The sequence below is a fragment of the Acinetobacter sp. BSP-28 genome (assembly GCF_044130285.1).
In the GTDB taxonomy this organism is placed as follows: Bacteria; Pseudomonadota; Gammaproteobacteria; order Pseudomonadales; family Moraxellaceae; genus Acinetobacter.
Map to the genome: position 1 here is coordinate 81232 of NZ_JBIQOB010000005.1, position 26459 is coordinate 107690.

Consider the following 26459-nt stretch of genomic DNA (forward strand, 5'->3'; position numbering starts at 1 on the left):
AATATATGTCTCCATCTACTCCTGCTGATCAAGCAAAAAAGTTAATCAAAGTGCCTGAAATGCGCCGTATCAAACACATTCATTTTGTAGGGATCGGTGGTGCAGGGATGTGCGGCATCGCAGAAGTATTGAAGAACCAGGGCTATCAAGTGTCTGGTTCAGACATCAAAGCGTCTAAAACTACGGCGCAACTTGAAGAAAACGGTATCAAAGTTTATATCGGTCATACGGCTGAAAATATTAAAGATGCCAATGTACTGGTGGTTTCAACCGCAATTGATCCTGAAAACCCGGAAATTAAAGCTGCCATTGAAAGCCGTATTCCAGTGGTTCGCCGTGCAGAAATGCTCGGTGAGCTGATGCGTTACCGTCACGGTATTGCCGTTGCTGGTACGCATGGTAAAACTACCACGACAAGTTTGGTGACGTGTATGCTGGCGGAAGAAAACCTTGATCCAACCTATGTGATTGGTGGCTTGCTGAACCGTACCGGTGTGAATGCAGCACTGGGTGCCAGCCGTTACATCGTGGCTGAAGCCGACGAATCAGATGCATCATTCCTGCATTTGCAACCTATGGCCACGATTGTGACCAACATCGATGCTGACCATATGGATACGTATGGCGGTAGCTTTGATGTCTTGAAAGATACTTTTGTCCAGTTCCTGCAAAAACTGCCATTCTACGGTCTGGCTGTGGTATGTGGTGATGATGCCAACATCCGTGAAATCATGCCGCGTATTGGCCGTCCACTTTTAACTTACGGTTTTAATGAAGACAATGACATCCGTGCGGTAGATGTTGATCAGGACGGTATGCGTACTCACTTTACCGTGCTGCGTAAAAACCGTGAACCGCTTCGTGTAACAGTGAACCAGCCGGGTCTGCACAATGTATTGAATGCCTTGGCGGCAATTGGTATCGCCACCGATGAAGGCGTTTCTGATGGCGCGATCTGCCGTGCACTAGAAGGCTTTAGCGGTGTAGGCCGTCGCTTCCAGGTGCAAGGTGAATTTGAACTTGCAGATGGCAACGTTAAATTGGTGGATGACTATGGTCACCATCCTAAAGAAGTCGAAGCCACCATTAAAGCTGCGCGTCAAAGCCATCCGGACCGTCGTCTGGTAATGATGTTCCAGCCACATCGCTTTAGCCGTACCCGCGACTGCTTTGATGACTTCGTCGATGTATTGTCACAAGTCGACCAATTGTTATTGCTGGAAGTGTATCCTGCAGGCGAAAAACCGATTGTTGGGGCAGACAGTCGCAGTCTGGCGCGCAGTATTCGTTTGCGCGGTGAGGTTGAACCTATTTTGATTGATCCTGTAGATGGTAATTTACAAAATGTGATGCAAAAAGTGTTGCAGCCAAATGACTTGTTATTAACGCAAGGCGCAGGTAATGTGGGTGCTATCTCGATTGAGCTTGCACAAAATAAATTGTATTTAAAATAATCACTTTGTGTGTTTTTGAATGTGATCGTTCAGTTATAAAGTTTAAGGATATAAACGTGGCAAATGCTTCAAAATTCGGCAAAGTTGCTGTATTGCTTGGTGGTAAATCAGCTGAGCGCGAGGTTTCTCTAGATAGTGGTAAAGCTGTGCTTGAAGCATTGGTGCGTTCGGGGGTGAATGCCGAAGCTTTTGACCCGCAAGAGCGTAGTGTGACTGAACTGGTCAACTATGACCGTGCCTTTATTGTGTTGCATGGTCGCGGTGGTGAAGATGGTCAGATTCAAGGTACATTGGAATGGTTGAATTTGCCTTATACCGGTACTGGTGTGCAAGGTTCTGCTATTGGCATGGACAAGGTAAAAACCAAGCAGGTATGGCAAGGTTCAGAGCTGCCAACTGCACCCTATCGCATTGTGACCAAAGACTCTGATCTGGATGAAATTGTTGAGAGCATTGGTCTGCCATTCATTATCAAGCCGGTACATGAAGGTTCAAGTATTGGTATGAGCAAAGTTGAACGTAAAGAAGACTTTGCCGATGCGATTGCCAAAGCGACTGAACATGATGCCGTGGTGATGGCAGAAAAATGGATCACCGGTCGTGAATTTACCATTGTGATTTTAAATGGTCAGGCTTTGCCGATCATTCGCCTGGAACCGCCAAAAGATGTGGCATTCTATGATTATGAAGCCAAATACAACCGTAATGACGTGCAGTACGGCATTCCATGCGGTTTAACCGAAGAAGAAGAGAAACGTCTGCAAGCTTTATGTTTACGTGCTTTCCAGGCCGTAGGTGCAAGCGGTTGGGGCCGTATTGATGCCATGCAGGATGAACAGGGCAACTTCTGGTTATTGGAAGTAAATACTGTTCCGGGCATGACCAGCCATTCTCTGGTACCTAAAGCTGCCAAAGCTGTTGGCTATAGTTTTGAGGAATTGTGTGTGGCTATTTTAGAACAGACTTTAACGGCTGCGGCTCACTAAACTATGGCTCAACTCCCTGCTTCAATGCGTCGTAAACGAGCAGCAATTACCTCCATTCATGATAAGCCACCTACACGTAAGGAAAAGCTTACGAATCTGGGTGGCTGGTTATTGATGCTGGTTGCACTTGTGGTATTGGCTGTGGGGGTATATGGTCTGTATGGTGTCATGACTGATGCACAGGTGGCAAAACTGAGTGTGGTGGGTACACGTTCAGAGGCAGAAAATCGCCAGGTCATGACCCATGTTGCGCCCAAGGTGACTGAAAATTATTTTACCTCTGATCTGGAACAGATCCGCGATCAGGCTTTAGAGTTGTCTTGGGTGGATCGCGTGGTGGTCTCACGTGCCTGGCCCAATTCAATTCGTGTGCGAGTGATGCCTCGTCATGCGATTGCCCGTTGGGGAACCGGGCGATTATTGAGTGATAGTGGCGATATTTTTGCCGAAGTGGTGCCGCAAAATAACCAGAAATTACCTTTGCTGCATGGTCCTGCTTCTCAGTCAAAAATGATGATGCGTCGCTACAATGAAATTAACCAGTTATTTTTGCCGGTCAACATTCGTTTAAAAGAATTATATTTAACAGAACGTATGACCTGGTTCATGCAGTTTGATTCGGGGTTGCGCATTATTGTCGATCAGGATCAGACCATGGGTAAACTTCAACGCTTGAGTCATCTGGCACAAAGTGATTTAAAACCGGTTTGGGCTAAAATTTCATCAGTGGATTTACGTTATCGAAACGGATTGGCCATACAATGGAAGAATTCAGCACCACCAAATATTGTAAATGGTCATTTTGTTGTAACGATTGATGACACAAGCATTGCAGATGTAAGAACGGTAAAGCCATAATTGAGCGGCTTTATATAAAATAGAGGCTTAAGGCCATAAATTAACTAAACACGTAATGGTAGTAGTAGATAATGAATGAAGCTGTTCCCTCGGTTGTTGCGATTGACATTGGGACACACAAAGTTTCAGTTTTGATTGGTAAGGTACATGCGCCAGACAATATCCAAGTGATTGGGATGGCAACAGCTCGTAACCGAGGCATGAATAAAGGGAAAATTGTAAGTCTCGACAAGGTCATCACTGCAATTAAAAATGCCGTACAAGAAGCAGAAGATATGGCTGAATGCCGGGTGCATTCCGCTTGGATTTCAATTCCAAGTGCAGAATTAAAAAGCTTTTATGCATCAGGCCGCACACCGATTGAAAATAGCGACCATACAATTACAACCAGCGAAGTGGTTCGTGCGCTCGAGTTGGCCAAAGCCAGTCATTTGACTTCAGACCATTATCTGGTGAGTGCGGTACCTTTAGGTTTTGAATTGGACGATTCTGCGGAATGGGTGCAAAATCCGATTCGCATGTCTGCACATAGCATGATCGGGCATTATCAGCTCATGATGTTACCGATCAGTACCATGCAGAATCTGGATCGTGCGCTGAAAGGTGCCAATATTGGCGTTGAGAAAATGGTGGTTTCCTGTTTGGCAACAGCTGAAGCCAGTTTGCTGAAAGATGAAAAAGAATATGGTGTATGCTTGGTTGATATCGGTGCCGGCACCACCAATATTGCTGTCTATCTAGATGGTCGCCTGGCATTGACGCATACCTTGCAACGCGGTGGTGAGCATGTCACCCGTGATATTGCTGCGGTATTGCAAACCACAACTGAAGAAGCTGAACGGCTGAAGTTGTTATATGGCTGTGTTGACCTGAAGGTGGTAAAACCTGACCATATGATTCAATTTCAGGGCATTGATGGTCCACAGACCATCAGTCGTATTGAGTTGGCGGAAATCATTATTGCGCGTTATGAAGAAATTCTGACCCAGGTTCATCAAGAGTTACAGCGTAATGGGGCCATTCATGGTTTGTATCATGGGGTCGTTCTGACTGGTGATGCCAGTCAAATTGAAGGCATGGTGAATTTGGCACGTCATCTGTTGGGTGTGTCAGCGCATTTAGGCAATCCGCCGGTACAAGTGCATGCGGATGAACAAAATCAGGCGGCTTTGCGTCGTTCACAATATGCGACTGCTGCCGGTTTGTTGATGTTTAGCCAAAGCGATACGCAAGATACGATTGTAGAGGCGACAGATCCTGAAAAACTGACTGTTTTTAAGCGGGTAGGTCGGGCATGGTCAGCGTTAAACAATCAGTTAAAATCGATATTTTAAGTGAAATTTTTTGGGAATATTGTTAGGAAGTTGTACGTCTAACGGCTTGGACTTGACAAGCTTGTAGTTGAACAGCATCCTAAAACACAATTTTTATTAAGATCAAGGCAGTATACGGGCTTAAGTGACTGCCAATTACGAATTAGGAAATCCAAAGGTCATGGCCTCATTTGAATTTTTAGAAGATGATCAAAACGATAGCAACGGTCAAGCCCGTTTCACTGTATTTGGTGTAGGTGGGGCTGGTGGTAATGCTGTGCAACACATGCTTGAATCCGACATTCAAGGAGTAAAATTTGTTTGCGCTAATACCGACAAGCAAGCTTTAGACCGTATGAATGCCCAATTCAAAATCCAGTTAGGTGAACAAAGCACGCGTGGTTTGGGTGCTGGTGCAAATCCTCAAGTGGGTCAAACCGCTGCTGAAGAAAGTCGTGAGCTGATTCGCCAACATCTGGAAGGTACAGACATGGTATTTGTCACTGCCGGTATGGGTGGTGGTACAGGTACCGGTGCTGCGCCAGTTGTTGCTGAAATTGCGAAAGAAATGGGTATTTTGACCGTAGGTGTGGTGACAACTCCATTTAACTTTGAAGGTAAACGTCGTCAACAGTCTGCTGAAAAAGGCATTGAAGCTTTAGAAGCGCATGTCGATTCACTTATTATTATTCCTAACCAGCGTTTGCTTAAAGTATTCCGCGACATTTCAATGAAAGATGCCTATAAAAAGGCAGATGACGTGTTGTTAAATGCGGTACGTAGTATCTTTGATCTGGTCGTTCGTCCTGGTCATATCAACCTTGACTTCGCCGACTTGAAAACTGCCATGAGTACGCGTGGCTATGCCATGATGGGTGTGGGTTCAGGTCGTGGTGAAACCCGTGCGCGTCAAGCAGCTGAACAGGCTATTCGTAGTCCATTACTCGACAACGTTACCATTATGAATGCCAAAGGTATTTTAATTAACGTGACTGGTGGTGATGATGTGACCTTCGGTGAAATTGAAGAAATTACCGATGTAGTCAACCAGATTGTCGATCTGGATGAAGGTCAGGTGTTCTACGGTACGGTATTCGATCCGGATGCGCGTGATGAAATTAGCGTAACCGTGATTGCAACCGGCTTAACCCGTAATTCTGCGGATTCGGCAGATACAGTAAAACGTCCATCAGTACAGTCTGCAACACGTCCAGTCAATCATACGGCGCAGGCTGTAGTTGAAGATGATGATGTGCCAGCAATTCAGCGTCAGCAAAATGAGGCAGCAACGGCACCCGCTCCAGCAGTGGGTTCAGCACGTCCAACGCCAATGAGTATTCAAGATTATTTGAAAAATCAGCAACGTAAATAAAGATAAATTTATGCAGACTGCATAAATTCAACAGAAAAGGTAGCCTTAGGGCTACCTTTTTATTTTTTATCAATGGCTAAATATGCTAACGTATAGCGGTTTGATGAGCAGATGATAGAAAAACATGTTGAAACAACGTACCCTACAGCGTGTCGTGAAAGCGAGCGGTATTGGTCTTCATAGTGGGCAAAAAGTCTTGATTAACTTTGTGCCGCACCATGTGGATGGGGGTATTGTATTTCGACGTATCGATTTAGATCCGCCGGTGGATATTCCTGCAGATGCAATGCTGATTCAAGAAGCATTCATGTGTTCTAATCTTGTTCAGGAAAATGCCAAAGTCGGTACCATTGAACATGTCATGAGTGCCATTGCGGGATTGGGGATTGATAACCTGATTATTGAAGTTTCGGCTTCAGAAGTTCCGATTATGGACGGTAGTGCAGGTCCATTTATTTACCTGCTGATGCAAGGTGGATTACAAGAACAAGATGCACCGAAAAAATTTATAAAAATTTTAAAACCTGTTGAAGCATTAATTGACGATAAACGTGCAGTATTTCATCCGCATGATGGCTTTCAACTCAACTTTACCATTGATTTTGACCATCCGGCATTCAAAAAAGAATACCAGTCTGCAACCATCGACTTTTCTACCGAAACCTTTGTCTATGAAGTCAGTGGGGCGCGTACCTTTGGTTTTATGAAAGATTTGGACTATTTAAAAGCCAATAATCTGGCCTTAGGTGCCAGCTTGGAAAATGCCATTGGAGTGGATGAAACCGGTGTAGTCAATGAAGAAGGGCTTCGCTTCTCGGATGAATTTGTACGTCACAAAATTCTGGATGCAGTGGGGGATTTATATCTCTTAGGACACCAGATTATTGCCAAATTTGATGGTTATAAGTCTGGGCATGCTTTAAATAATCAATTATTACGCAATGTTAAAAGTGATCCAAGTAATTATGAAATTGTAACATTTGATGACATTAAACAGTGTCCAATTTCTTATGTAAGTGTGACATAAGTTATTGTCTTTTAATGTGAGTGTTATAATGTAACAAGACGAACTGTTAAGCAGTTCACATCTTTTTTTTCTTAATTCAAAGATATGCCTGTATTGGTTACTTTTTATTTCTTGCCAAACGTAGCATAGCTTGGCTAAGCTTAGGATCACTTACAAAGTCGGCAGCACCACGAAGTAAGTCTTGAGTATCTGGACTAAGGGATCGGGACAGAGATTGGGGTTTTAGAGGGGGTTGCGTCTGAATTCTTAAGCGTACTTGCAATTTTTGTAAGTCTTTAAATTCAGGCAATTGTAACAATTGGGCGATATATTGCTTTTGAAGATATGCAAGTTGACTAATCATGGCTTGATTTTCACCTGTAATCGTCAAAATGCCATGTTGATAACAAACAACTTGCCATTGCTCCGGTTGGGGCAATATCGGTTGAATGAGTTTTGTAAGTTTCTGCCATGCAGCAACTTGTGTAGAGAGAAACGTAAAGTTTCCTGTTTTTAAGTGTTTTCTTGTTTGTTGAAAGACGTTCACTGGTTCCGACATACATTGTTCCTACATATTTGTGTCTTAATCTTACGCACTTCTTTTAGTGGATATCAAGGAAGAGATCACGCAAGGACATTGACTAAGAACAGTTAAAAGAGGTTTTTATGCATACGCGACGTATTTTATTAGCGTTTTCATTGGCAGCTTCTGCCGCATCTGTAGCTTTTGCAGATTTAGTTGAATTAACTCCTAACTCTAACAATGCATCAGTAGATCGCATTGAACAATTGACCCGTACTTTGGCTCAAGGGTCTTATGCAGAATCAAATGACATTGATATTCCTGCTGAAACGCGAATGAACGTTCAATTACGTGAAAAAACAATTGAATTAAACAATGAATCTTTAGCGAAAAAATATCGTTTAACCAGCTCGAAAACTTATTCTGGCAATCCTTACTCCTGGTTGGTATCTCATCCTCTTCCAGACATGAAACGTGTGAGCTCAAACTTTGGTGGCCGCACCATGGGTGGTCGCGCTGAAAATCATTCAGGTTTAGATTTGTCTGCGCCAAGTGGTACGCCTATTTATGCGACTGGCCCAGGTGTAGTGACTAAATCGGGTTGGGGTACAGGTTATGGCCAATACGTGGAAATTAATCACGGTAATGGTTATTTGACCCGTTATGCACATGCGTCGCGTTTGATTGCCCGTGTCGGTGATCGCGTAGAAGCAGGAGAGCAAATTGCCAACGTAGGTTGTACTGGTCGTTGCACTGGTCCACATTTACATTATGAAGTAGTGAAAGATGGACAACGTAAGAATCCATCCACTTATTTAGCAATGTTGCCTTAAGTTTGATACCTATTGACCCCTATAGTTGATAATTACTGATGACTACAGGTATTTGCATATTCATTAAAGAGTAGCTCTAGGGCACTTAGAGCTTTCGAATATAATAGTATCATTCAAGAGAATAGTTATTGTATAAAAAACCGCCTTTATTGGCGGTTTTTTGTTTTATTGCGTAAAGAATGGTCAATGAGTATTTATTATCTAAATAATAGTGGTATTCCGTATTCAGCTGTAGCGATAACTGATGCTCTCTAAAGTATGGTACATATAGAGACTATAAATAAGCTCAAGGAATAGGTGAAATATGGCGTTTTATGGTGATACCGACGCGCAGGAAACCCAAGAATGGCAAGACGCATTTGACTCGGTTTTACAGCATATGGGTACTGAGCGTGCTGCATTTTTGTTAGAAAAACTCTATCAGCGCGCGATTGCCAAGCATGTTCCTATTCAGCGTCTAAATACTCCTTATCTCAATACCATTTCAGTTGATGAAACACCGGCTATGCCAGGCGACCAAGATATGGAGCGCCGTATCCGCGCCCTGATTCGCTGGAATGCCTTGGCGATGGTGTTACGTGCCAATAAAACAGGTGACGACCTGGGTGGTCACCTGGCAAGTTTTGCATCCTCTGCAACCTTGTACGATGTTGGTTTTAACCACTTCTTCCGTGCCAATAGCGACCACTTTGGTGGTGACATGATCTACTATCAAGGTCACTGTGCCCCTGGTATTTATGCACGTTCATTCCTTGAAGGTCGTTTGACTGAAGATCAACTGAACAATTTCCGCCGTGAAGTGGGTGGCAATGGTTTACCGAGTTATCCGCATCCTTACTTGATGCCGGATTATTGGCAGTTCCCGACCGTATCGATGGGTCTGGGTCCGATCATGTCGATCTATCAGGCGCATATTCAAAAATACTTGATGAACCGTAGCCTGATTAAAGAAGAAGACCGTAAGGTCTGGGCTTACCTTGGCGATGGTGAGATGGATGAACCGGAAAGTACAGGTGCGATTTCGCTTGCCGGTCGTGAAAAGTTAGACAACCTGATTTGGGTGGTGAACTGTAACTTACAGCGTCTTGATGGTCCGGTGCGTGGTAACGGTAAGATTATCCAGGAACTTGAATCCTTGTTCCGTGGTGCTGGCTGGCGCGTGATTAAAGTGGTATGGGGCCGTCATTGGGATCCGCTGCTTGCCAAAGATGAGTCAGGCGCTTTAAAAGCCGTGATGGAAGAAGCGGTTGATGGTGATTATCAGCGTTATCAAGTCAAAGGTGGTGCTTATACGCGTGCACACTTTTTTGGTAAATACCCAGAAGCTGAAGAACTTGTTAAAGGTTTAAGTGATGAAGACATCGATAACTTAAACCGTGGCGGTCATGACCCTTACAAAGTGTATGCTGCCTATGCCGAAGCAATGAAGTCTACAGGTCAGCCAACCGTAATTTTAGCGAAAACAGTTAAAGGTTATGGTCTGTCTGAAGAAATTGAAGCGGTCAATAAAACGCATCAAATCAAGAAAATGCAGCTTGAATCACTCAAGTATGTGCGTAACCGTTTCAACTTGCCATTTACCGATGAACAGCTTGAAGAAGTTCCATTCTACCGTCCAAGTGAAAACTCGCCTGAAATTAAATACATGAAGGCACGTCGTGAAGCATTGGGTGGCTATCTGCCTGCACGTCGTAAAGATAGTGAAGTTTTGGCAATTCCAGAGCTTTCAGTGTTTGATGCCGTATTAAAAGGTTCAAACGGCAAGCAACAATCAACCACGATGGTCATGGTCCGCTTAATTTCAGCGCTGCTGAAAGAAAAAGCCATTAAAGACCGCGTTGTTCCGATCGTACCGGATGAAGCACGTACCTTTGGTCTGGAAGGCATGTTCCGTCAGTTGGGTATCTATGCTGCACATGGTCAGAAATATACTCCTGAAGACCAAGAACAGCTGATGAACTATCGTGAAGCCAAAGATGGTCACATGTTGCAGGAAGGGATTAACGAAGCCGGTGCAATGAGTGCATGGGCAGCCTTGGCGACCAGTTATTCAACCAATAACCTGCCGATGATTCCGATGTACATGTACTACTCGATGTTTGGTTTCCAGCGTATCGGCGATATCGCATGGGCAGCCGGTGATGCACAGGCACAAGGTTTCTTGCTGGGTGCAACTGCGGGTCGTACCACATTGAACGGTGAAGGTTTGCAGCATCAGGATGGTCATTCGCATATTCTGGCCAACACCATTCCGAACTGTGTGTCTTATGATCCATGTTTTGGTTATGAGTTAGCGGTCATCGTACATGATGGCTTACAACGTATGTATGTCAATCAGGAACGTGTGTTCTATTACCTGACCGTAATGAACGAAAACTATGAGCATCCTGAAATGCCGCAAGGCGTGGAAGAAGGCATCAAGCGTGGTATGTATCTGCTTGAACAAGATGACAAAGCCACTGTCCAGCTGATGGGTTCAGGTGTGATTCTTCGTGAAGTGATTAAAGCTGCGAAAATCTTGCGTGATGAATACCAGATTCACTCGAACGTGTGGAGTGTCACCAGTTTCAACGAACTGGCACGTGATGGTATGGCATGTGAGGAATACAATCGCCTGCATCCACTTGCGGAAGACACCAAAGAATCTTGGGTATCTCAACAGCTGCGTGAAACTGACGGTATTGTGGTTTCTGCAACCGATCATATGCGTGCTTATAGCGAACAGATTCGTGCCTATCTTCCAGACAATCGCCCGTTCGTAGCCTTGGGTACAGATGGTTACGGTCGTTCCGATACCCGTGGCAATTTGCGTAGTTACTTCGGTGTCGATGCCGCGCACATTGTAGTAGCGACCTTGAAGAAACTGGCTGATGAAGGCGAAGTTGATGCACGTTTGGTAAAAGATGCCATCTCCAGCTTCGAACTTGATACTGATCGTCCTGTCGCTTGGGCCCCTCAAGCACATCCTGAAGTTCAGGCAGTTGCAGACTATAAAGAACAATCAGGTGAGGAGAACTAAGCATGCAAATCAAAACACCTGATATTGGGGTAGATAAAGCTACCGTTGCTGAAATTTTAGTGAAAGTGGGCGATAGCGTCGCGGTAGATGACAGCCTGGTTTTGCTTGAATCGGATAAAGCTTCTGTTGAAGTGCCAAGCACTTCGGCAGGGATTGTGAAAAGTATTACGGTTGCAGCGGGCGATGTTGTTTCAGAAGGTTCGGTACTGATTGAACTGGAAGCTGAAGACGGTTCAACTGGCGCAACTGAAGCCCAGGAAGCAGATGCTTCACAAAAGGCTTCGGAAAATACCCCGACGTCTTTGCCTGATCAAGAAATTATGCAGGAACTGGCATCCCATCAACCTGCAGCTTCAGCAGCAACGACCCAGACCAGCAGCTCTGCAGTGGTTGAGGTGAAAGTACCTGATATTGGCGTAGAGAAAGCCCTGGTCGGCGAAATTTTGGTTCAGGTGGGTGATGAAATTTCTGTCGATCAAAGCATCGTAGTGGTTGAATCTGATAAAGCTACAGTAGAAGTGCCAAGTACCGTTTCAGGTACGGTTGAGCGTGTTGAAATCCGCGAAGGTGACACGGTCAAAGAGGGTGTGGTCATCCTGACGGTGAAAACTGCGGGTTCATCACCGGCTACACAGCAAGAGGCTCCTCCTCCGGCTAAACAGGCTTCTGTACAAACAGCCCCTGAAGCTAAGGCTGAAACAGTAGCACAAGTATCCGTAGCGCCTGCTGGGGATATAGAAGTGAAAGTGCCAGACTTAGGGGTAGATAAAGCTGCTGTCGCGGAAATTTTAGTTCAAGTCGGTGACACGGTTGAAGCGGATCAAAGCATTATTGTGGTTGAGTCAGATAAAGCCACCGTTGAAGTGCCAAGCCCATCAGCAGGCGTGATTAAAGCCATTCATGTTGAAGTGGGGCAAAGTGTCAGCCAAGGCGTGGCTCTGATGACCATCGAAGCGGAAGGACAGGCAGCAGCTGCTATAGCTCAGCCAGCCAAAGTTGAAGCTGCTCCCGCAGCCAAAGCAGCACCTGCTCCGGCAGCAGCGCCACAAGCGGCTACATCTGTAGAACAAGCGCCAGGCCAATCAGCTGATAAGCTGAGCAAAGAGCAGAATGCTGCCAATGCCAAAGTATATGCAGGTCCTGCGGTACGTAAGCTGGCTCGTGAGTTGGGTGTGGTACTTGCTGAAGTGAAAGCATCAGGTCCGCATGCACGTTTGATGAAAGAAGATGTTTTTGCTTATGTGAAAACACGTCTGACAACTCCGCAAGCCGCTCCTGTAGCACAGGCCGTAGCACAAGTTTCTGGTTTGCCTAAACTTCCTGATTTTAGTGCTTTTGGCGGTACTGAAGAAAAAGCCATGACCCGTCTGCAACAGGTTTCTGTGCCGCAGTTGTCGTTGAATAATTACATTCCACAGGTGACGCAGTTTGACCTGGCAGATATTACCGAGCTTGAGGCATGGCGTGGTAATCTCAAGGCTAAGTTTAAACAGGATGGCATTAGTTTGACGATTCTGGCTTTCATTGCAAAAGCAGTCGCTCATCTGTTGAAGGAAGAGCCGTATTTTGCAGGCCATTTGGCGGATGATCAAAAATCGGTATTGCTACGTAATGAAATCCATATGGGTATCGCGGTAGCGACACCGGATGGTTTGACTGTGCCGGTATTGCGCAATCCAGATCAAAAATCAATCAAGCAAATTGCAGTTGAACTGGGTGAATTGAGCAAGAAAGCCCGTGACAAGAAATTGTCACCGAAAGACTTGCAAGGTGCCAACTTCACCATTACCAGCCTGGGTTCAATTGGCGGTACTGCATTCACTCCATTGGTGAACTGGCCTCAGGTGGCGATTTTGGGTATTTCACCAGCCACTATGCAACCGGTTTGGAATGGCACAGGCTTCGATCCTAAACTGATGTTGCCGCTGTCATTGTCTTACGACCACCGTGTGATTAATGGTGCAGATGCAGCACGCTTTACCCATAAACTGACCAAATTGCTAGCGGATATCCGTAGCTTATTGCTCTAATTTAACTTGATGTTCGCTAAAACCCTGCTTCGGCAGGGTTTTTTTATGAAAGGGCCTTGGTATTGAGAAATGCAAAGGCTCATCCATGGCATGGAGGAGAAGAGGAATGCGGCTGCGTAAAATATTGCTCAGCTTAAAAATGATATGTTTAAAGTCATTTGAAAATTTTTATCTTTCAGCTTAAAATGCATGCACTTCATTGGGGAGTAGCCGCTTTTTACGCAATGTAAAAAGGTGATGGTCAACATAATTGTTCAACAGAACATGGTCATCATAGCAAAGAACCAAATCAGCTTTTTTTAAGCTTCTTTTGTTGGCAAGACCTTTGATTTATCACTCCGCAGATTTTGGCTAGCAGGAGCGATAAGTCATCGGCAAATTTTGCTAGCCAGAGAAAGATCACATGTATGAACTGCTTATCTCTACCGCTATTGTTACCCTCGCTGAAATGGGTGATAAAACTCAATTATTAGCACTTTTACTTGCGGCACGCTTTCGTAAACCCGTTCCTATTCTACTTGCCATTTTACTGGCGACCTTGTTGAATCATGGTATATCGGCTGTACTGGGTCAGTGGATTACTACAGTCCTTAATCCAGATGTATTGTTGTGGATTGTATCGGTTGGTTTTATCGCGATGGCACTATGGATGCTTGTTCCAGACGAACTTGAAGATGAAACCGATAATATTAATAAATGGCAAAAATATGGCGTGTTTGGTGCAACCTTTGTGTTGTTCTTCCTGGCTGAAATAGGCGACAAGACCCAGGTGGCAACCGTTGCTCTGGCTGCGCGTTTTGACAGTGTATTCTGGGTGATGCTAGGAACGACAATTGGTATGATGATTGCCAATGCACCAGCAGTCTTTGTCGGAAATAAGCTGGCTGATAAATTGCCAATTCCACTAATTCATAAGATTGGCGCAAGCATATTCTTGATTATTGGTGTTGCAACCTTGGTGCAACATTATTTCTTCTAAAGTTGAATCATAGTGAAAAAATCCTGGCATTTTAGTCGGGATTTTTTATTGCAAAACGCATCACAATTTACTGATAAATATACCAATATTCATAGGTTATTTTGTTGTAAATTCCCATGAATCCCTATATGTTGAGAGGAATTAAAAAGTTAGTCTAAAAACGATATTTTGGGGAATGGGTATGGCGTTTGATCGCACCACATCACAAGTACTATTTGATAATGGTACGCATAAATGTATTAGTTTTACCAGTTTAGTGAAAGGTGAAGGTGTACAGGCAAACCAGTTTCTAATACTAGATAATGAACGTGCTGCAGTGCTGGATCCAGGTGGCGACTTGACCTACGTTCCATTGACGATGGAACTGAACAAATATACCCGTCTAACCAATCTTGATTATGTCATGGCATCCCATCAAGACCCCGACATTATTACTTCTATGCCACGCTGGCTGGTCTATACCGAGGCCAAAGTGGTGGCATCAAAATTATGGGCACGTTTCTTACCGCATTTGAACTCGGCTTTCATGAGTGACCGGATGAAAGGGAACTGGCTAGATCGTCTGGTCGAGTTGCCTGACCATGGTCAGGTGATTCCATTGGGTGAATCGAGCATTATTGCCGTTCCGGCACATTTCCTGCACTCGGTCGGTAATTTCCAGTTTTATGATCCGATTGCCAAAATTCTGTTTTCTGGCGATATGGGAGCATCGATGGTTGAAGATGCCTCTAAACCGCTGGAAAATTTTGCTGCGCATATTCCGAAGATGAAAGGCTTCCATCAGCGTTATATGTGCTGCAATAAAGTGATTCGTCTTTGGGTGAACATGGTGCGTACCATGGATGTGGAAATGATTGTGCCGCAGCATGGAACTCCATTTATTGGAAAAGAACAGATCAATCAGTTCCTGGACTGGATTGAAACGCTGGAATGCGGTGTCGATTTAATGGATGAAACAGTTTTTACTTGTCCTGAATAGTTCAAGAAAAATTTCAAATTTTTCTTGTGTAGAAAAACAACATTTTTTATATTTTCTGCCTGCAAAAAAACTTTTTTTGATGACGAGAATTTATAAGAATGTTGTCTCAAGTACCCACTCAGGATGCCTGTTTAAGTTGTGGCGCGTGCTGCGCCTATTTTCGAGTTTCATTTTATTGGGCAGAAGGTCTGGCCATGCCCGAACACTATACGGAACCTGTAACAGCAGTATATTCGTGTATGGCAGGTACCAATCAAACATCACCACGCTGTATTGCCCTAATGGGTGAAATAGGCAAGCAGGTGAGCTGTGGCATGTATGAGGCACGCAGTTCCTCGTGTAAGGAAGTGCAAATTGCCGATGAACAATGCAACAAGGCAAGACAGGCACATAACATGATCCCCTTTGTGCCGCTTGAAGTTTTTGAGTCAACCAATGATGAAGATTTTGATCAGGTCGTCTAACGATCAAGTCAGAAATTCCAGATAAAGCAGAGTGAAGACTCTGCTTTTTTTATGAATAGATTCAGGCGATAGTAAAATAATTGAGTTTATCGCTATCTCTACAAAGTCGAGGTATTCAGGTTGAGGAAAATAAGCATGATGGCTGAGTGCGATGATGATCAAATACGAGATCTATTTATCTATCTAAGCGATTTTTTTAGCGCTTAAATAAAATGTGTATAAATCAATTCCGCCCGAATCGCTGCATTTAAATCAAAAAACTCAATAATATTCAGCGATATAAATTATTTTTTGCATTGCCAAGGGAAATTAGCATGAATAAAATTGTTTTTTTTGTTTATAATAGCGCACGGAAATTACCAGTGAGACTGTTATGTTGACCATCGTTCAAGAAGCTCTAACCTTCGATGATGTCTTATTACTCCCTGCCTACTCAACTGTTCTCCCAAAAGATGTCTCCTTAAAGACACGCCTCACTCGTGGCATTAACCTGAATATTCCTCTTGTGTCAGCAGCTATGGATACGGTGACTGAATCCCGTATGGCAATTGCAATGGCGCAAAATGGCGGTATCGGTATCTTGCACAAAAACATGGATATTGCTGCACAAGCTGCAGAAGTACGCCGTGTGAAAAAATTTGAAGCGGGTATGGTGAAGGATCCTATCACCGTAACGCCAGAAACAACTGTTCGTGAACTGATTGCAATCACTCAAGCCAACAATATCAGCGGTGTGCCTGTTGTTAAAGATGGCAAGGTTGTGGGTATTGTGACTGGTCGTGATACACGTTTCGAAACCAATCTGGAACAACCTGTCAGCAATATCATGACAGGTCAAGACCGTCTGGTGACTGTTCGCGAAAACGAATCAAAAGAAAATATCCAGGCACTTCTGCAAAAAAATCGCATTGAAAAAGTACTGGTGGTTGGTGATAACAACGAACTTAAAGGTTTGATTACAGTCACTGATTTCCGTAAGGCGGAACTTTATCCAAACAGCTGCAAAGATGACTTAGGTCGTCTACGTGTTGGTGCGGCAGTCGGTACTGGTGCAGAAACACCAAGCCGTGTTGAGGCATTGGTTGAAGCAGGTGTAGATGCCATTGTTGTCGATACAGCGCATGGTCACTCTGCCGGCGTGATTGAACGTGTTCGTTGGGTAAAAGCCAACTATCCGCAAGTTCAAGTGATTGGCGGTAATATTGCCACTGGTGATGCTGCGCTTGCGCTTCTTGATGCAGGTGCGGATGCGGTCAAAGTTGGTATCGGTCCTGGTTCGATCTGTACCACACGTATTGTTGCCGGTATTGGTATGCCGCAAATCTCTGCAATTGACAGCGTTGCCAATGCCTTGAAAGAGCAAATTCCATTGATCGCAGATGGTGGTATCCGCTTCTCTGGCGATATGGCGAAAGCGATTGGTGCGGGTGCAAGCACGATTATGGTCGGTTCATTGATGGCGGGTACTGAAGAAGCACCGGGTGAAGTTGAATTCTTCCAGGGCCGTTATTACAAGGCTTACCGTGGTATGGGTTCATTGGGTGCAATGGCGGGTGCAACAGGTTCTGCTGACCGTTATTTCCAGGACGCTAAAGCCGGTCAGGAAAAACTTGTACCAGAAGGTATTGAAGGTCGCGTACCTTACAAAGGTCCTATGGGTAACATCGTTCATCAAATGATGGGTGGTCTGCGTTCTTCTATGGGTTATACCGGTTCTGCAACCGTGAACGATCTTCGTCAAAATGCGAAGTTTGTGAAAATCACAGCCGCGGGTATGTCTGAATCACACGTGCATGATGTGACCATTACCAAAGAAGCACCGAACTACCGTGTTGGTTGATTTTTAGTAATCAAAATCAGGAAAAGCCGTCATTTATATGACGGCTTTTTTGATTTTGGTGTAAAGTATTTACAGTAAAATGGGATGATTAATTTCCCTATAAATGTATAAGAAGTGAGTAGAGAATGAGTTATTTTGGAACAGATGGAATTCGTGGAAAGTTTGGGGAGCTTCCAATTACACCTGAATTTGCCCTGAAGTTGGGTTTTGCTGCAGGTAAAGTTTTAAAACAATTCAGTAATAAGAAAAAACCGATTGTTGTGTTGGGTAAAGATACGCGTTTATCAGGCTATATTTTAGAATCTGCATTACAGGCCGGTCTCAATGCGGCGGGTGTATATGTGCATTTGCTTGGTCCCTTACCTACCCCTGCGATTGCCCATTTAACCCGAGCTTTACACGCCAGTTTGGGCATCGTGATTTCAGCTTCGCACAATCCTTATTTCGACAATGGCATCAAATTCTTCTCTAGCGAAGGTAAAAAACTGCCGGATGAGATTCAAGAAGCTATTAACCAGGAACTGGAAAAAGAGTTAAAAATAGAAGACACCGCAAACTTGGGTAAAAGTGTGCGGGTGAAAGATGCCAATGGCCGTTATATTGAATTCTGTAAATCCACTTTCCCTTACCATTTTGACCTCAGTAACTTAAAAATTGTGGTGGACTGTGCCAATGGCGCTGCCTATAACGTGGGACCATCGGTATTTAAAGAATTGGGTGCCAAAGTTGTATCATTATATAATGAGCCAGATGGCCTAAATATCAATCAAGACTGTGGTTCAACCCATCCGGAAAACCTGCAAAAGGCAGTGCTTGAACATCAGGCCGATTTGGGTATTGCCTTTGATGGCGATGCAGACCGCGTGATTATGGTGGATAAACATGGTGAGCAAATCACCGGGGATCATATCCTGTACATTCTGGCCACTCAGGGCAAGCACAAGCCTGCGGGCATTGTCGGTACGGTCATGAGCAATATGGCACTTGAATTGGCCCTAGAAAAAGCGCAAGTTCCATTTGTACGTGCCAGCGTGGGTGACCGTTATGTGTTGCAAGCTCTGGATGAAAAGGGCTGGGTGATTGGCGGCGAACCATCAGGGCATATCCTGACGCTAGATAAAAGCACGACGGGTGATGCCATTATTGCTGCCTTGCAGGTACTGACCGTTATGGTCGAGCAGCAAAAAGCCCTGCATGAATTGGTAGAAGGTTTTACCCTATTGCCGAATGTATTGGTCAATGTACGTCTGTCGGAAATGTTTGATCCGTATGCTGTACCTGCATTGGTGGCTGAATTTGATCAGGCTGAAGCACAATTGAAGGGTCGTGGTCGTTTACTGATTCGTAAGTCGGGAACAGAACCCGTCATTCGTGTGATGGTTGAAGGTGATAACCTTCAGGAAGTAACTGATTTGGCTAATCACCTTGCAGACAGTGTACGTGCTAACGCAGCATAGGGGAACAATATGAATGATGTGATTAAAGACTTGAGCGAACTTCGCTTAAGTTACCAGAAAGGGGAATTGCATGAGACTCATGTGGCTGAAAATCCGCATGAGCAATTCTTGAACTGGTTTAACCATGCTTTAGAAGCAAAACTGCATGAACCCTATGCCATGTCATTGGCAACTGCCAATGCACAAGGTCGTCCGCATGTGCGTACCGTATTATTACGCGGTGCGACTGAAGCAGGTTATGATTTTTATACCAATTATGACAGCCAGAAAGGTCTGGATCTGGCAGAAAATCCTTATGCAGAACTGTTGTTCTATTGGCCTGAGCAAGAACGCCAAATTCGTGTTGGTGGCCGCGTTGAAAAAATCTCTTTAGAGGAATCAACAGATTATTATCATAAACGCCCGCGAGACAGCCAGATTGCAGCGCATATCAGTACGCCACAAAGTGGTGTGATTGTCAGTCGTGAGGAACTACAGACTCGTTTTCAGATTTTGCAAGATCAGGTGAGCGATAAAGCAGAATTGGCAAAACCTGAATTCTGGGGCGGCTATCGCCTGCAAACGGATTATTATGAATTTTGGCAAGGTCGTCCTAACCGTTTACATGACCGCTTGTGTTATGAAAAAATCGACGGTAAGTGGAACTTACAACGACTCATGCCTTAATGCCAAAAACACTGATTCAGCAAAGACCATTTATTACACGCCCTGAAAACTTTCAGGGCGTGTCGCCGTTTATTGCGCAAATTTTAGCGCGCCGCGGTGTGCAATCGGAACAAGAACTTGAACTGAAATTGAAGCATCTTTTAGCGCCGACCATGAAGGGTTTAGAGCAAGCGATTCAGCTGATTGACTTAGCTATTGATCAGCAAAAGAAAATTGTCATTGTGGGAGATTATGATGCCGATGGTGCCACCAGTACGGCATTGATGATTTTAGCCTTGCGGGATATGGGGGCGAATGTCGCGTATCTGGTGCCGGACCGTTTTAAATATGGTTATGGACTGACGCCTGCAATTGCCGATCTGGCTTTTAGCACTTTTCAGCCAGATTTACTGGTTACGGTAGATAATGGTATTTCCAGCCATGCCGGGGTGGAACAGGCACAAGCACATGGCATGCAGGTGATTATTACCGATCATCATCTCACCACCAAAGAAACGCCTAAAGCAGAAGCCGTGGTCAATCCGAACCAGTTGGGCTGTGAATTCCCCAGCAAGGCTTTGGCCGGGGTGGGGGTGGCGTTTTATCTGCTCGCCAATTTGTCCAGTTATCGCAGCCAATTAGGCAAATCAACCTCAAAAGTGGCCCAATATCTCGATCTGGTAGCTTTAGGTACCTATGCCGATGTAGCCAGTCTGGATTATAACAACCGTATTTTGGTCGATGCCGGAGTAAAGCGCATACGGCAAAATCAGTGTCGTGCAGGGATTAGTGCATTACTGGATATTGCCGGACGTGATCCAGCCTTCTTAAAAGCTCAAGATCTAGGATTTGTATTAGGTCCGCGTATCAATGCGGCTGGACGTATGGAAACCATGGATATTGGCATTGAATGTCTCCTGGCTGCAGACATGCAAAGCGCTTATCCTCTGGCACAACAATTAAATCAATTGAATACTGAGCGCCGTCAGGTCGAGACCCAGATGAAGCAAGAGGCTTTGTCTGAACTTACCCAGCTGGAGTTGGACCAAGATCATTTACCAGCTGTGCTCATTCTGTTTGAGCCACATTGGCATCAGGGCGTGATTGGGATTGTGGCCGGTCGCTTAAAAGAACAGTTTCATCGTCCCAGTATTGTTTTTGCCGCGGATGAAGATGGCATTCATATTAAAGGCTCTGCCCGCTCTATTGAAGGCGTGCATATACGTGATGCGATTGAAATGATTGCCGAGCAGCATCCACATTTGGTCAGTCATTTTGGCGGACATGCCGCTGCTGCAGGTTTGACCATTCAAAAACAGCATTTTGATGAATTTAAGCAGGCTTTTGAAGCTTTAATCTCAAATATGGATGAGTCACTGTTTCATGCCACTTTATGGACCGATGGTGAATTGCCCACAGAAAATTTTCACATTGAAACCGTGGATTTTCTGCAAAATTTAACTCCTTGGGGACAAAAGTTTCCATCACCGATTTTTGAAGGGGTCTTCAAGGTTCTGGATTATCGCTGGCTGAAAGAAATACATTTAAAGCTGCGCCTGGCTTTGCAAAATGGTCAAATTGTGGAAGCGATCGCTTTTAATGCCCGTGAAAAATTTGAATTTAATGCCATGCAAGACAATGTACGATTAGTCTATGAAATTGATAAAAATGAATTTAATGGCAACGTCAGTTTACAGCTGCGAGTGATTCATCTGGAACAGTAAAAAAACCGCTCAGTGGAGCGGTTTATGTTTGTCATTTAAAAAATTTAGAAGCGATATGCACCACGTACAGCAAAGACATTACCTGCATCAGCAAAGTTGAAGGAACCTTCCAGACTGACTTGTTGATTCAAGAATTTTTTTGCACGAATGGTAAATACGTCGCTATCTTTTACATCGCTGTCCGCAAAACCAAGACCTAAGCTGAAGGTATTATCCAGATATAAGTCGGCACCTAAATTATAGGCATCAAGATCGCCAAAATTCGCGCCTGCTTCAAAATTCATATCATACTGACCAACTCGAGTTACATATTTGGCACGTAAAGTGGGGTCAATACCATCATCTATATCATTGTCATAGCCGGCAAGACCTGCAGCAAGCAATAAGCCAGGTACAGGTAAATAGCCTAATTCTGCCGAATAAAGCGTAGTATCAAAATCGTCAAAGCCTTCCTCTTCTTCACTTACTTGACCAAGATTTCCGCTTATATAAAAATCGGAATTTGGAACAAAGTATTCAATACCGACATTGAATATCGTATTTTCATAATGATCATAATCAATATAAGAAAGGCTGGCATTCACATTGCTGGCACGGTTTAAAAATGCAGCTTCATTGTATGGATCATTTTTAACTAGCACTGAATTAAAGTAGTAAGTTCCATCAATTCCAAAACCGGTAGAAGTATCCGCATTGTCTGGATCCACAATAGCAATTGTACCTCCCAGTTCAGCTTTGTAGGCATGTACAGTTCCCAGACCAGCAAGAAGTGCTGTAGCAAGCGCAATTTTTTTAAACATAGAAAGTTCCCCAATTGTTATTAAAGTGATTCAGCATGATTTTATCTTATAGTTGTAACAAATTGTATATTAAATAGCCGTACAGTCAATGAGCATTTCCTGTCTAAATGATTTATTTAAAAGCAAAAAAATGGCCCATCCGAAGATGGGCCATTTGATGAAAAGGGATTATATGTGCTTAGAAGCGGTATTTAGCAGCTACACCAAATGAGTTGTAGTCATTATTACCAACTTCACCAAAACCAACTCGACCTTCAAGGCTGACTTGTTGGTTAAAGAATTTACGCGCATTAATGCCAAATTCATTTTGATCAGTTAAGTCGTTGTTGTAATAGTCAGCACCAACACTTAATGATTTATCAATGAAGTAATCTGCAGCAAGATTGAACTCGTCTAGATCACCAAATGATGCACCTGCTTCAAGATTGATGTCTTTACCATTACTAAGCTGAGTAACGTATTTGGCACGAAGTGTTGGATCTACGCCATCATCATTGTCGTTGTCCCAACCTTTTACACCCGCAGCAATTAACAGGCCTGGTGCTGGAAGGTAGCCGACTTCAGCTGAATAATAGGTAGTGTCAGTATCAAATTTACCTAGCGGTGTGTTTACTTCAGTTTCATTTCGGCTGATATCACCACCCAGATAGAAATCTGAGTTTGGAACATAGACTTCAGCACCAATACCATAAGTGTTGTCATCTAAATCACCACGCTCAGCAAATGTTGCGTGCGCATTGACGTTGCTGGCACGGTCAAGGAATGCTGCTTCTGCAAGTGGCGCATTACGAGTTTGAACGGGGTTAAAGTAATAAGTACCATCTACACCGAAAGCACTACCTGAACTGCCGTTATCTGGATCAATATAAGCTGCTGCTGCGCCTACTTCGGCTTGGTATGCATTGGCTGTACCTGTAACTGCTAGAGCAGAAAGAAGTGCTGAAGCAATCGCTAATTTTTTCATGGATACTACCCCTCAAATTTCGGTTAAAAATAATACATTTTTTGTTACAACTTTCAGTCTAGACCAAAACAAAACTAGGTCAATCCATCGAAAGTTACAGAAATGTTTCTAACGTAATATTGTGTAATTAATATTTAACAACTATTTGAAAAATATAGAAATATTAAAATGTTTTGTTTTATTAAAATTGTGGAGGTTTTATGAATTTAGACGTTTTTTACATAAAAAACCGAGTATTTTGTAACATAAAAATGATTTTAATCTTAAAAATGCTCTCCTGATTAAGTGTTTTTTATAAGCTGTTTTTATTCACTATTTGCTCAATTGTTATTGAATTCAAGCCCTCTAAAACTGCATCGATGCTCTGTGTTATAATTGGTGGCTATTTAAGCCTAATATTCTGATTGAGAGTAATTCACGTGGAAATTAATCCTTATCTAAACCAATTAAAAGACTTAAACGACCGTGGTCTAACATTACGGGGGTATCTTTGACTACGATCTGAAAAAAGAGCGTTTAGAAGAGGTTCTCCGCGAGTTAGAAGATCCAGCAATCTGGAATGATCAAAGTCGTGCGCAAGCGATGGCCAAAGAAAAAGGCGAGCTTGAAAACGTATTAAATGTGCTTGAAGGTTTATCAACACAGCTTGAAGACGCGCAAGCGTTGCTTGATTTAGCGGTTGAAGCAGACGACGAAAGCTTGCTTGAAGATGTACAAGCAGAGTTAGATGCGTCTGAATCGGAACTGGCAAAACTTGAATTCCGTCGTATGTTCAGTAATCCAATGGATCCGAACCCATGTTACGTGGAAATTCAGGCCGGTTCGGGTGGTACGGAAGCACAAGACTGGGCATCCATGTTGCTTCGTATGTATATGCGCTGGATTGAACGTCATGGCTTTAAAGCAGAATTGATGGAAGAATCTGACGGTGATGTTGCCGGGATTAAATCTGCAACAATCCGTGTTGAAGGTGAGTATGCCTATGGCTGGTTACGTACCGAATCAGGTGTCCACCGTTTAGTGCGTAAATCGCCATTTGACTCGGGTAACCGTCGTCATACTTCATTCTCGGCCGTGTTTGTTTCTCCTGAAATCGATGACAATATCGAAATTGATATCAATCCTGCAGACGTTCGTACCGATACCTATCGTGCATCGGGTGCAGGTGGTCAGCATATTAACAAAACCGACTCTGCGGTACGTTTAACCCATGCGCCAACAGGAATTGTAGTGGCTTGTCAGAACCAGCGTTCCCAACATGCCAACCGTGACCATGCCTGGAAACAGTTACGTGCAAAACTCTATGAATTAGAGATGAAAAAACGTACCGATGCTGCGCAGGCGCTGGAAGATACCAAGTCCGATATCGGTTGGGGCAGCCAGATTCGTTCATACGTACTGGATGACTCGCGTATTAAAGACTTGCGTACCAGCGTGGAAAGTTCAAACACGGGTGCTGTACTGGACGGTGACCTGGATAAATTTATTGAAGCCAGCCTGAAACAAGGTCTCTAAGTTTATTGCTTGGAAAAGCAGAGGCCAGCCCTCTGCTTTTTTTAGCTTTAAAATCTGTAGATAAGCAGGATGAAATGACCTTGATCAGATAATGCTAGAATGATCTAGATTTGAATAAAATTACAGCAATTTACAAAATGACTCATAATATCGATAATTTTCGATATTAATATCGTATAAATTCGATATAATGATTTTTGCGAAGGTGCTGATCATGAACATGAGTGAAATGAGATGGACACAGAAGCGATTTATAAAGCCTTAGCCAACCCGATTCGACGTCAGATTCTGCAATGTCTAAAAGAACCTGAGCGTTTCATTTCCACTGAAGAATGTGGAGATGATTTTAGTCGTGGTGTATGTGCGGGGCATATCGAAAAAATCGCGGATATTTCCCAATCGACCATGTCTAATCATTTATCGGTGTTGCAACAGGCAGGACTGATTCAGGTGACCAAATATGGGCAATGGTCTTATTTCTCTCGTAATGAAGCACTGATTCAGGAATTTTTACAACATTTACAGCATGCGCTTTAGACTTTAATCAGTCCAGGCCAGCTGTAAGAGGATGGCTTGATGACAGATTTTTCCACCCCAATTCAATTTGGTGAACTCAAACTTAAAAACCGTGTGGTGATGGCGCCATTAACACGCAGCCGTGCTACAGCAGACCGTGTACCTACACCAATGATGGCCGAATACTATGCACAGCGTGCCAGCGCAGGTTTAATCATCTCCGAAGCGACAGTGATTTCAGAAGAAGCCAACGGTTATGAAAAAACGCCGGGTTTATTTACCGATGCGCAAGTAGAAGGCTGGAAACTGGTTACAGATGCCGTGCATGCCAAAGACGGTTTGATTGTGGCGCAATTGTGGCATGTGGGACGGGTATCTCACCCTGATCTGTTAAATGGTGAAACACCGGTTTCAGCCAGTAATGTGAAGCAAGCTGGTTATGTCAGTCTATTGCGTCCTAAACGTGAATATGTAGTACCACGTCCACTGGAAATTTCAGAAATCCATGCCATTACCGAACAATATAAACAGGCAGCAATTAAAGCCAAAGCTGCCGGTTTTGATGGGGTGGAACTGCATGCAGCCAACGGTTATCTGATTGACCAATTTTTACAAAGCAAAACCAATCAACGTGAAGATATTTACGGTGGTTCGGTAGAAAATCGTGCCCGCTTCTTATTAGAAGTTGTAGATGCACTGATTGAAGTGTGGGGCGCAGGTCGTGTCGGGGTGCATCTGGCACCACGCGGTGATGAGCATGATATGGGCGATGCCAATCCCCAACAAACCTTTGGTTATGTACTGGAACAATTGGGTCAACGTCAAATTGCCTTCTTCTTTACCCGTGAATATCTGGCCGATGACAGCATCAGCCTAGACATGAAAGCACGTTCAAACGGTGTGCCGTATATTGCCAATATGCGTTTAAGCCGTGAAGATGCGCTTGAACTGTTGGAGTCGGGTAAAGCGGAAGCGGTGTCTTTTGGTAAAGCTTATATCGCCAATCCAGACCTGTTTGAGCGTTTGGTGGAAGATGAATCACTAAATGAATTGAAACTGGAAAACATGATTGGAACCGATGTGGCAGAAGGCTATATCGACTATCCATTCTTAAATAAGCAGTTGGCTGAAAGCTAAGCTTAGACCTCACCAGGCAGAATAAATCATGCCACAGAGCAGAAT

22 protein-coding genes and 1 riboswitch are annotated in these 26459 nt (G+C 43.9%); of the genes, 19 read left to right on the forward strand and 3 right to left on the reverse strand.

What is annotated here, in order from left to right; translation table 11 throughout:
* Nucleotides 1-5 precede the first annotated feature (5 nt).
* The 6 genes from murC (at nucleotide 6) to lpxC (ending at nucleotide 7010) form a co-directional block, all read left to right on the forward strand.
* Nucleotides 6-1454, forward strand: coding sequence for a UDP-N-acetylmuramate--L-alanine ligase (gene murC, locus ACE01R_RS05100; protein WP_395548548.1), 1449 nt, complete (start codon nucleotides 6-8; stop codon nucleotides 1452-1454).
* 56 nt (nucleotides 1455-1510) lie between these two features.
* On the forward strand, nucleotides 1511-2440 hold the full coding sequence (locus tag ACE01R_RS05105; protein WP_395548566.1) for a D-alanine--D-alanine ligase: 930 nt from the start codon (nucleotides 1511-1513) through the stop codon (nucleotides 2438-2440).
* Between the two features lie 3 nt (nucleotides 2441-2443).
* Nucleotides 2444-3298 (forward strand): cell division protein FtsQ/DivIB, encoded by an 855-nt coding sequence (locus tag ACE01R_RS05110; protein WP_395548584.1) that lies wholly within the window; start codon nucleotides 2444-2446, stop codon nucleotides 3296-3298.
* A 71-nt stretch (nucleotides 3299-3369) separates the two neighbouring features.
* A complete protein-coding gene (gene ftsA / locus ACE01R_RS05115) occupies nucleotides 3370-4632 on the forward strand; it encodes a cell division protein FtsA (RefSeq protein WP_395548593.1) in 1263 nt (420 codons plus the stop codon).
* 160 nt (nucleotides 4633-4792) lie between these two features.
* Nucleotides 4793-5983, forward strand: coding sequence for a cell division protein FtsZ (gene ftsZ, locus ACE01R_RS05120; RefSeq protein ID WP_395548598.1), 1191 nt, complete (start codon nucleotides 4793-4795; stop codon nucleotides 5981-5983).
* Between the two features lie 124 nt (nucleotides 5984-6107).
* On the forward strand, nucleotides 6108-7010 hold the full coding sequence (gene lpxC / locus ACE01R_RS05125) for a UDP-3-O-acyl-N-acetylglucosamine deacetylase (RefSeq protein WP_395548600.1): 903 nt from the start codon (nucleotides 6108-6110) through the stop codon (nucleotides 7008-7010).
* Between the two features lie 97 nt (nucleotides 7011-7107).
* Here lpxC and ACE01R_RS05130 read toward each other — a convergent pair whose 3' ends face one another.
* Nucleotides 7108-7548: a DUF721 domain-containing protein gene (locus tag ACE01R_RS05130; protein ID WP_395548601.1), complete on the reverse strand. Its 441-nt coding sequence runs from the start codon at nucleotides 7546-7548 to the stop codon at nucleotides 7108-7110.
* A 107-nt stretch (nucleotides 7549-7655) separates the two neighbouring features.
* On the opposite strand from ACE01R_RS05130, the gene ACE01R_RS05135 reads away from it, so the two are divergent.
* The 10 genes from ACE01R_RS05135 (at nucleotide 7656) to recJ (ending at nucleotide 21482) form a co-directional block, all read left to right on the forward strand.
* Nucleotides 7656-8345 (forward strand): M23 family metallopeptidase, encoded by a 690-nt coding sequence (locus tag ACE01R_RS05135; protein ID WP_395548603.1) that lies wholly within the window; start codon nucleotides 7656-7658, stop codon nucleotides 8343-8345.
* 304 nt (nucleotides 8346-8649) lie between these two features.
* Nucleotides 8650-11364 carry a pyruvate dehydrogenase (acetyl-transferring), homodimeric type gene (gene aceE / locus ACE01R_RS05140; RefSeq protein ID WP_395548604.1) on the forward strand — a complete coding sequence of 905 codons (2715 nt, stop codon included), beginning with the start codon at nucleotides 8650-8652 and terminating at the stop codon, nucleotides 11362-11364.
* A gap of 2 nt (nucleotides 11365-11366) precedes the next feature.
* Complete coding sequence (locus ACE01R_RS05145; protein ID WP_395548606.1) at nucleotides 11367-13394, forward strand: 2-oxo acid dehydrogenase subunit E2; 2028 nt, start codon at nucleotides 11367-11369, stop codon at nucleotides 13392-13394.
* A 189-nt stretch (nucleotides 13395-13583) separates the two neighbouring features.
* Nucleotides 13584-13724: riboswitch (yybP-ykoY riboswitch) on the forward strand.
* A gap of 73 nt (nucleotides 13725-13797) precedes the next feature.
* On the forward strand, nucleotides 13798-14373 hold the full coding sequence (locus ACE01R_RS05150) for a TMEM165/GDT1 family protein (protein WP_395548608.1): 576 nt from the start codon (nucleotides 13798-13800) through the stop codon (nucleotides 14371-14373).
* Nucleotides 14374-14554: 181 nt separating this feature from the next.
* On the forward strand, nucleotides 14555-15352 hold the full coding sequence (locus tag ACE01R_RS05155; protein WP_395548610.1) for an MBL fold metallo-hydrolase: 798 nt from the start codon (nucleotides 14555-14557) through the stop codon (nucleotides 15350-15352).
* Between the two features lie 98 nt (nucleotides 15353-15450).
* Entirely contained in the window at nucleotides 15451-15816 is a 366-nt protein-coding gene (locus ACE01R_RS05160; RefSeq protein WP_395548611.1) for a YkgJ family cysteine cluster protein, read from the forward strand.
* A gap of 373 nt (nucleotides 15817-16189) precedes the next feature.
* A complete protein-coding gene (gene guaB / locus ACE01R_RS05165) occupies nucleotides 16190-17656 on the forward strand; it encodes an IMP dehydrogenase (RefSeq protein ID WP_395548613.1) in 1467 nt (488 codons plus the stop codon).
* A gap of 125 nt (nucleotides 17657-17781) precedes the next feature.
* Nucleotides 17782-19113, forward strand: coding sequence for a phosphoglucosamine mutase (gene glmM / locus ACE01R_RS05170; RefSeq protein WP_395548615.1), 1332 nt, complete (start codon nucleotides 17782-17784; stop codon nucleotides 19111-19113).
* A 9-nt stretch (nucleotides 19114-19122) separates the two neighbouring features.
* Nucleotides 19123-19779 (forward strand): pyridoxamine 5'-phosphate oxidase, encoded by a 657-nt coding sequence (gene pdxH / locus ACE01R_RS05175; protein WP_395548617.1) that lies wholly within the window; start codon nucleotides 19123-19125, stop codon nucleotides 19777-19779.
* Nucleotides 19779-21482, forward strand: coding sequence for a single-stranded-DNA-specific exonuclease RecJ (gene recJ / locus ACE01R_RS05180; protein WP_395549498.1), 1704 nt, complete (start codon nucleotides 19779-19781; stop codon nucleotides 21480-21482). Before pdxH ends, recJ begins: the two co-directional genes overlap by 1 nt.
* A 44-nt stretch (nucleotides 21483-21526) precedes the next feature.
* Here recJ and ACE01R_RS05185 read toward each other — a convergent pair whose 3' ends face one another.
* Together ACE01R_RS05185 and ACE01R_RS05190 are read right to left on the reverse strand one after the other, a co-directional pair.
* Nucleotides 21527-22282 (reverse strand): putative porin, encoded by a 756-nt coding sequence (locus ACE01R_RS05185; RefSeq protein WP_395548619.1) that lies wholly within the window; start codon nucleotides 22280-22282, stop codon nucleotides 21527-21529.
* 178 nt (nucleotides 22283-22460) lie between these two features.
* Entirely contained in the window at nucleotides 22461-23246 is a 786-nt protein-coding gene (locus ACE01R_RS05190; RefSeq protein WP_395548621.1) for a putative porin, read from the reverse strand.
* Nucleotides 23247-23665: 419 nt separating this feature from the next.
* On the opposite strand from ACE01R_RS05190, the gene prfB reads away from it, so the two are divergent.
* The 3 genes from prfB to ACE01R_RS05205 all read left to right on the forward strand — a co-directional run bounded on the left by prfB (nucleotide 23666) and on the right by ACE01R_RS05205 (nucleotide 26414).
* A protein-coding gene (gene prfB, locus ACE01R_RS05195; protein WP_395548623.1) for a peptide chain release factor 2 occupies nucleotides 23666-24761 on the forward strand; the annotation gives its coding sequence in 2 pieces (ribosomal slippage) (nucleotides 23666-23737 and nucleotides 23739-24761; 1095 coding nt in all).
* Nucleotides 24762-24995: 234 nt separating this feature from the next.
* On the forward strand, nucleotides 24996-25298 hold the full coding sequence (locus ACE01R_RS05200) for a helix-turn-helix transcriptional regulator (RefSeq protein WP_291354159.1): 303 nt from the start codon (nucleotides 24996-24998) through the stop codon (nucleotides 25296-25298).
* A 39-nt stretch (nucleotides 25299-25337) separates the two neighbouring features.
* Nucleotides 25338-26414 (forward strand): alkene reductase, encoded by a 1077-nt coding sequence (locus tag ACE01R_RS05205; RefSeq protein WP_395548626.1) that lies wholly within the window; start codon nucleotides 25338-25340, stop codon nucleotides 26412-26414.
* Nucleotides 26415-26459 lie beyond the last annotated feature (45 nt).

What these genes read in the sequence shown, in the direction of transcription:
- murC (WP_395548548.1), top strand. Translation starts at nt 6, where the DNA reads ATGTCTCCATCTACTCCTGCTGATCAAGCAAAAAAGTTAATCAAAGTG.
- ACE01R_RS05110 (WP_395548584.1), top strand. Translation starts at nt 2,444, where the DNA reads ATGGCTCAACTCCCTGCTTCAATGCGTCGTAAACGAGCAGCAATTACC.
- ftsA (WP_395548593.1), top strand. Translation starts at nt 3,370, where the DNA reads ATGAATGAAGCTGTTCCCTCGGTTGTTGCGATTGACATTGGGACACAC.
- ftsZ (WP_395548598.1), top strand. Translation starts at nt 4,793, where the DNA reads ATGGCCTCATTTGAATTTTTAGAAGATGATCAAAACGATAGCAACGGT.
- lpxC (WP_395548600.1), top strand. Translation starts at nt 6,108, where the DNA reads ATGTTGAAACAACGTACCCTACAGCGTGTCGTGAAAGCGAGCGGTATT.
- ACE01R_RS05130 (WP_395548601.1), bottom strand. Translation starts at nt 7,548, where the DNA reads ATGTCGGAACCAGTGAACGTCTTTCAACAAACAAGAAAACACTTAAAA.
- ACE01R_RS05135 (WP_395548603.1), top strand. Translation starts at nt 7,656, where the DNA reads ATGCATACGCGACGTATTTTATTAGCGTTTTCATTGGCAGCTTCTGCC.
- aceE (WP_395548604.1), top strand. Translation starts at nt 8,650, where the DNA reads ATGGCGTTTTATGGTGATACCGACGCGCAGGAAACCCAAGAATGGCAA.
- ACE01R_RS05145 (WP_395548606.1), top strand. Translation starts at nt 11,367, where the DNA reads ATGCAAATCAAAACACCTGATATTGGGGTAGATAAAGCTACCGTTGCT.
- ACE01R_RS05150 (WP_395548608.1), top strand. Translation starts at nt 13,798, where the DNA reads ATGTATGAACTGCTTATCTCTACCGCTATTGTTACCCTCGCTGAAATG.
- ACE01R_RS05155 (WP_395548610.1), top strand. Translation starts at nt 14,555, where the DNA reads ATGGCGTTTGATCGCACCACATCACAAGTACTATTTGATAATGGTACG.
- ACE01R_RS05160 (WP_395548611.1), top strand. Translation starts at nt 15,451, where the DNA reads ATGTTGTCTCAAGTACCCACTCAGGATGCCTGTTTAAGTTGTGGCGCG.
- guaB (WP_395548613.1), top strand. Translation starts at nt 16,190, where the DNA reads ATGTTGACCATCGTTCAAGAAGCTCTAACCTTCGATGATGTCTTATTA.
- glmM (WP_395548615.1), top strand. Translation starts at nt 17,782, where the DNA reads ATGAGTTATTTTGGAACAGATGGAATTCGTGGAAAGTTTGGGGAGCTT.
- pdxH (WP_395548617.1), top strand. Translation starts at nt 19,123, where the DNA reads ATGAATGATGTGATTAAAGACTTGAGCGAACTTCGCTTAAGTTACCAG.
- recJ (WP_395549498.1), top strand. Translation starts at nt 19,779, where the DNA reads ATGCCAAAAACACTGATTCAGCAAAGACCATTTATTACACGCCCTGAA.
- ACE01R_RS05185 (WP_395548619.1), bottom strand. Translation starts at nt 22,282, where the DNA reads ATGTTTAAAAAAATTGCGCTTGCTACAGCACTTCTTGCTGGTCTGGGA.
- ACE01R_RS05190 (WP_395548621.1), bottom strand. Translation starts at nt 23,246, where the DNA reads ATGAAAAAATTAGCGATTGCTTCAGCACTTCTTTCTGCTCTAGCAGTT.
- ACE01R_RS05200 (WP_291354159.1), top strand. Translation starts at nt 24,996, where the DNA reads ATGGACACAGAAGCGATTTATAAAGCCTTAGCCAACCCGATTCGACGT.
- ACE01R_RS05205 (WP_395548626.1), top strand. Translation starts at nt 25,338, where the DNA reads ATGACAGATTTTTCCACCCCAATTCAATTTGGTGAACTCAAACTTAAA.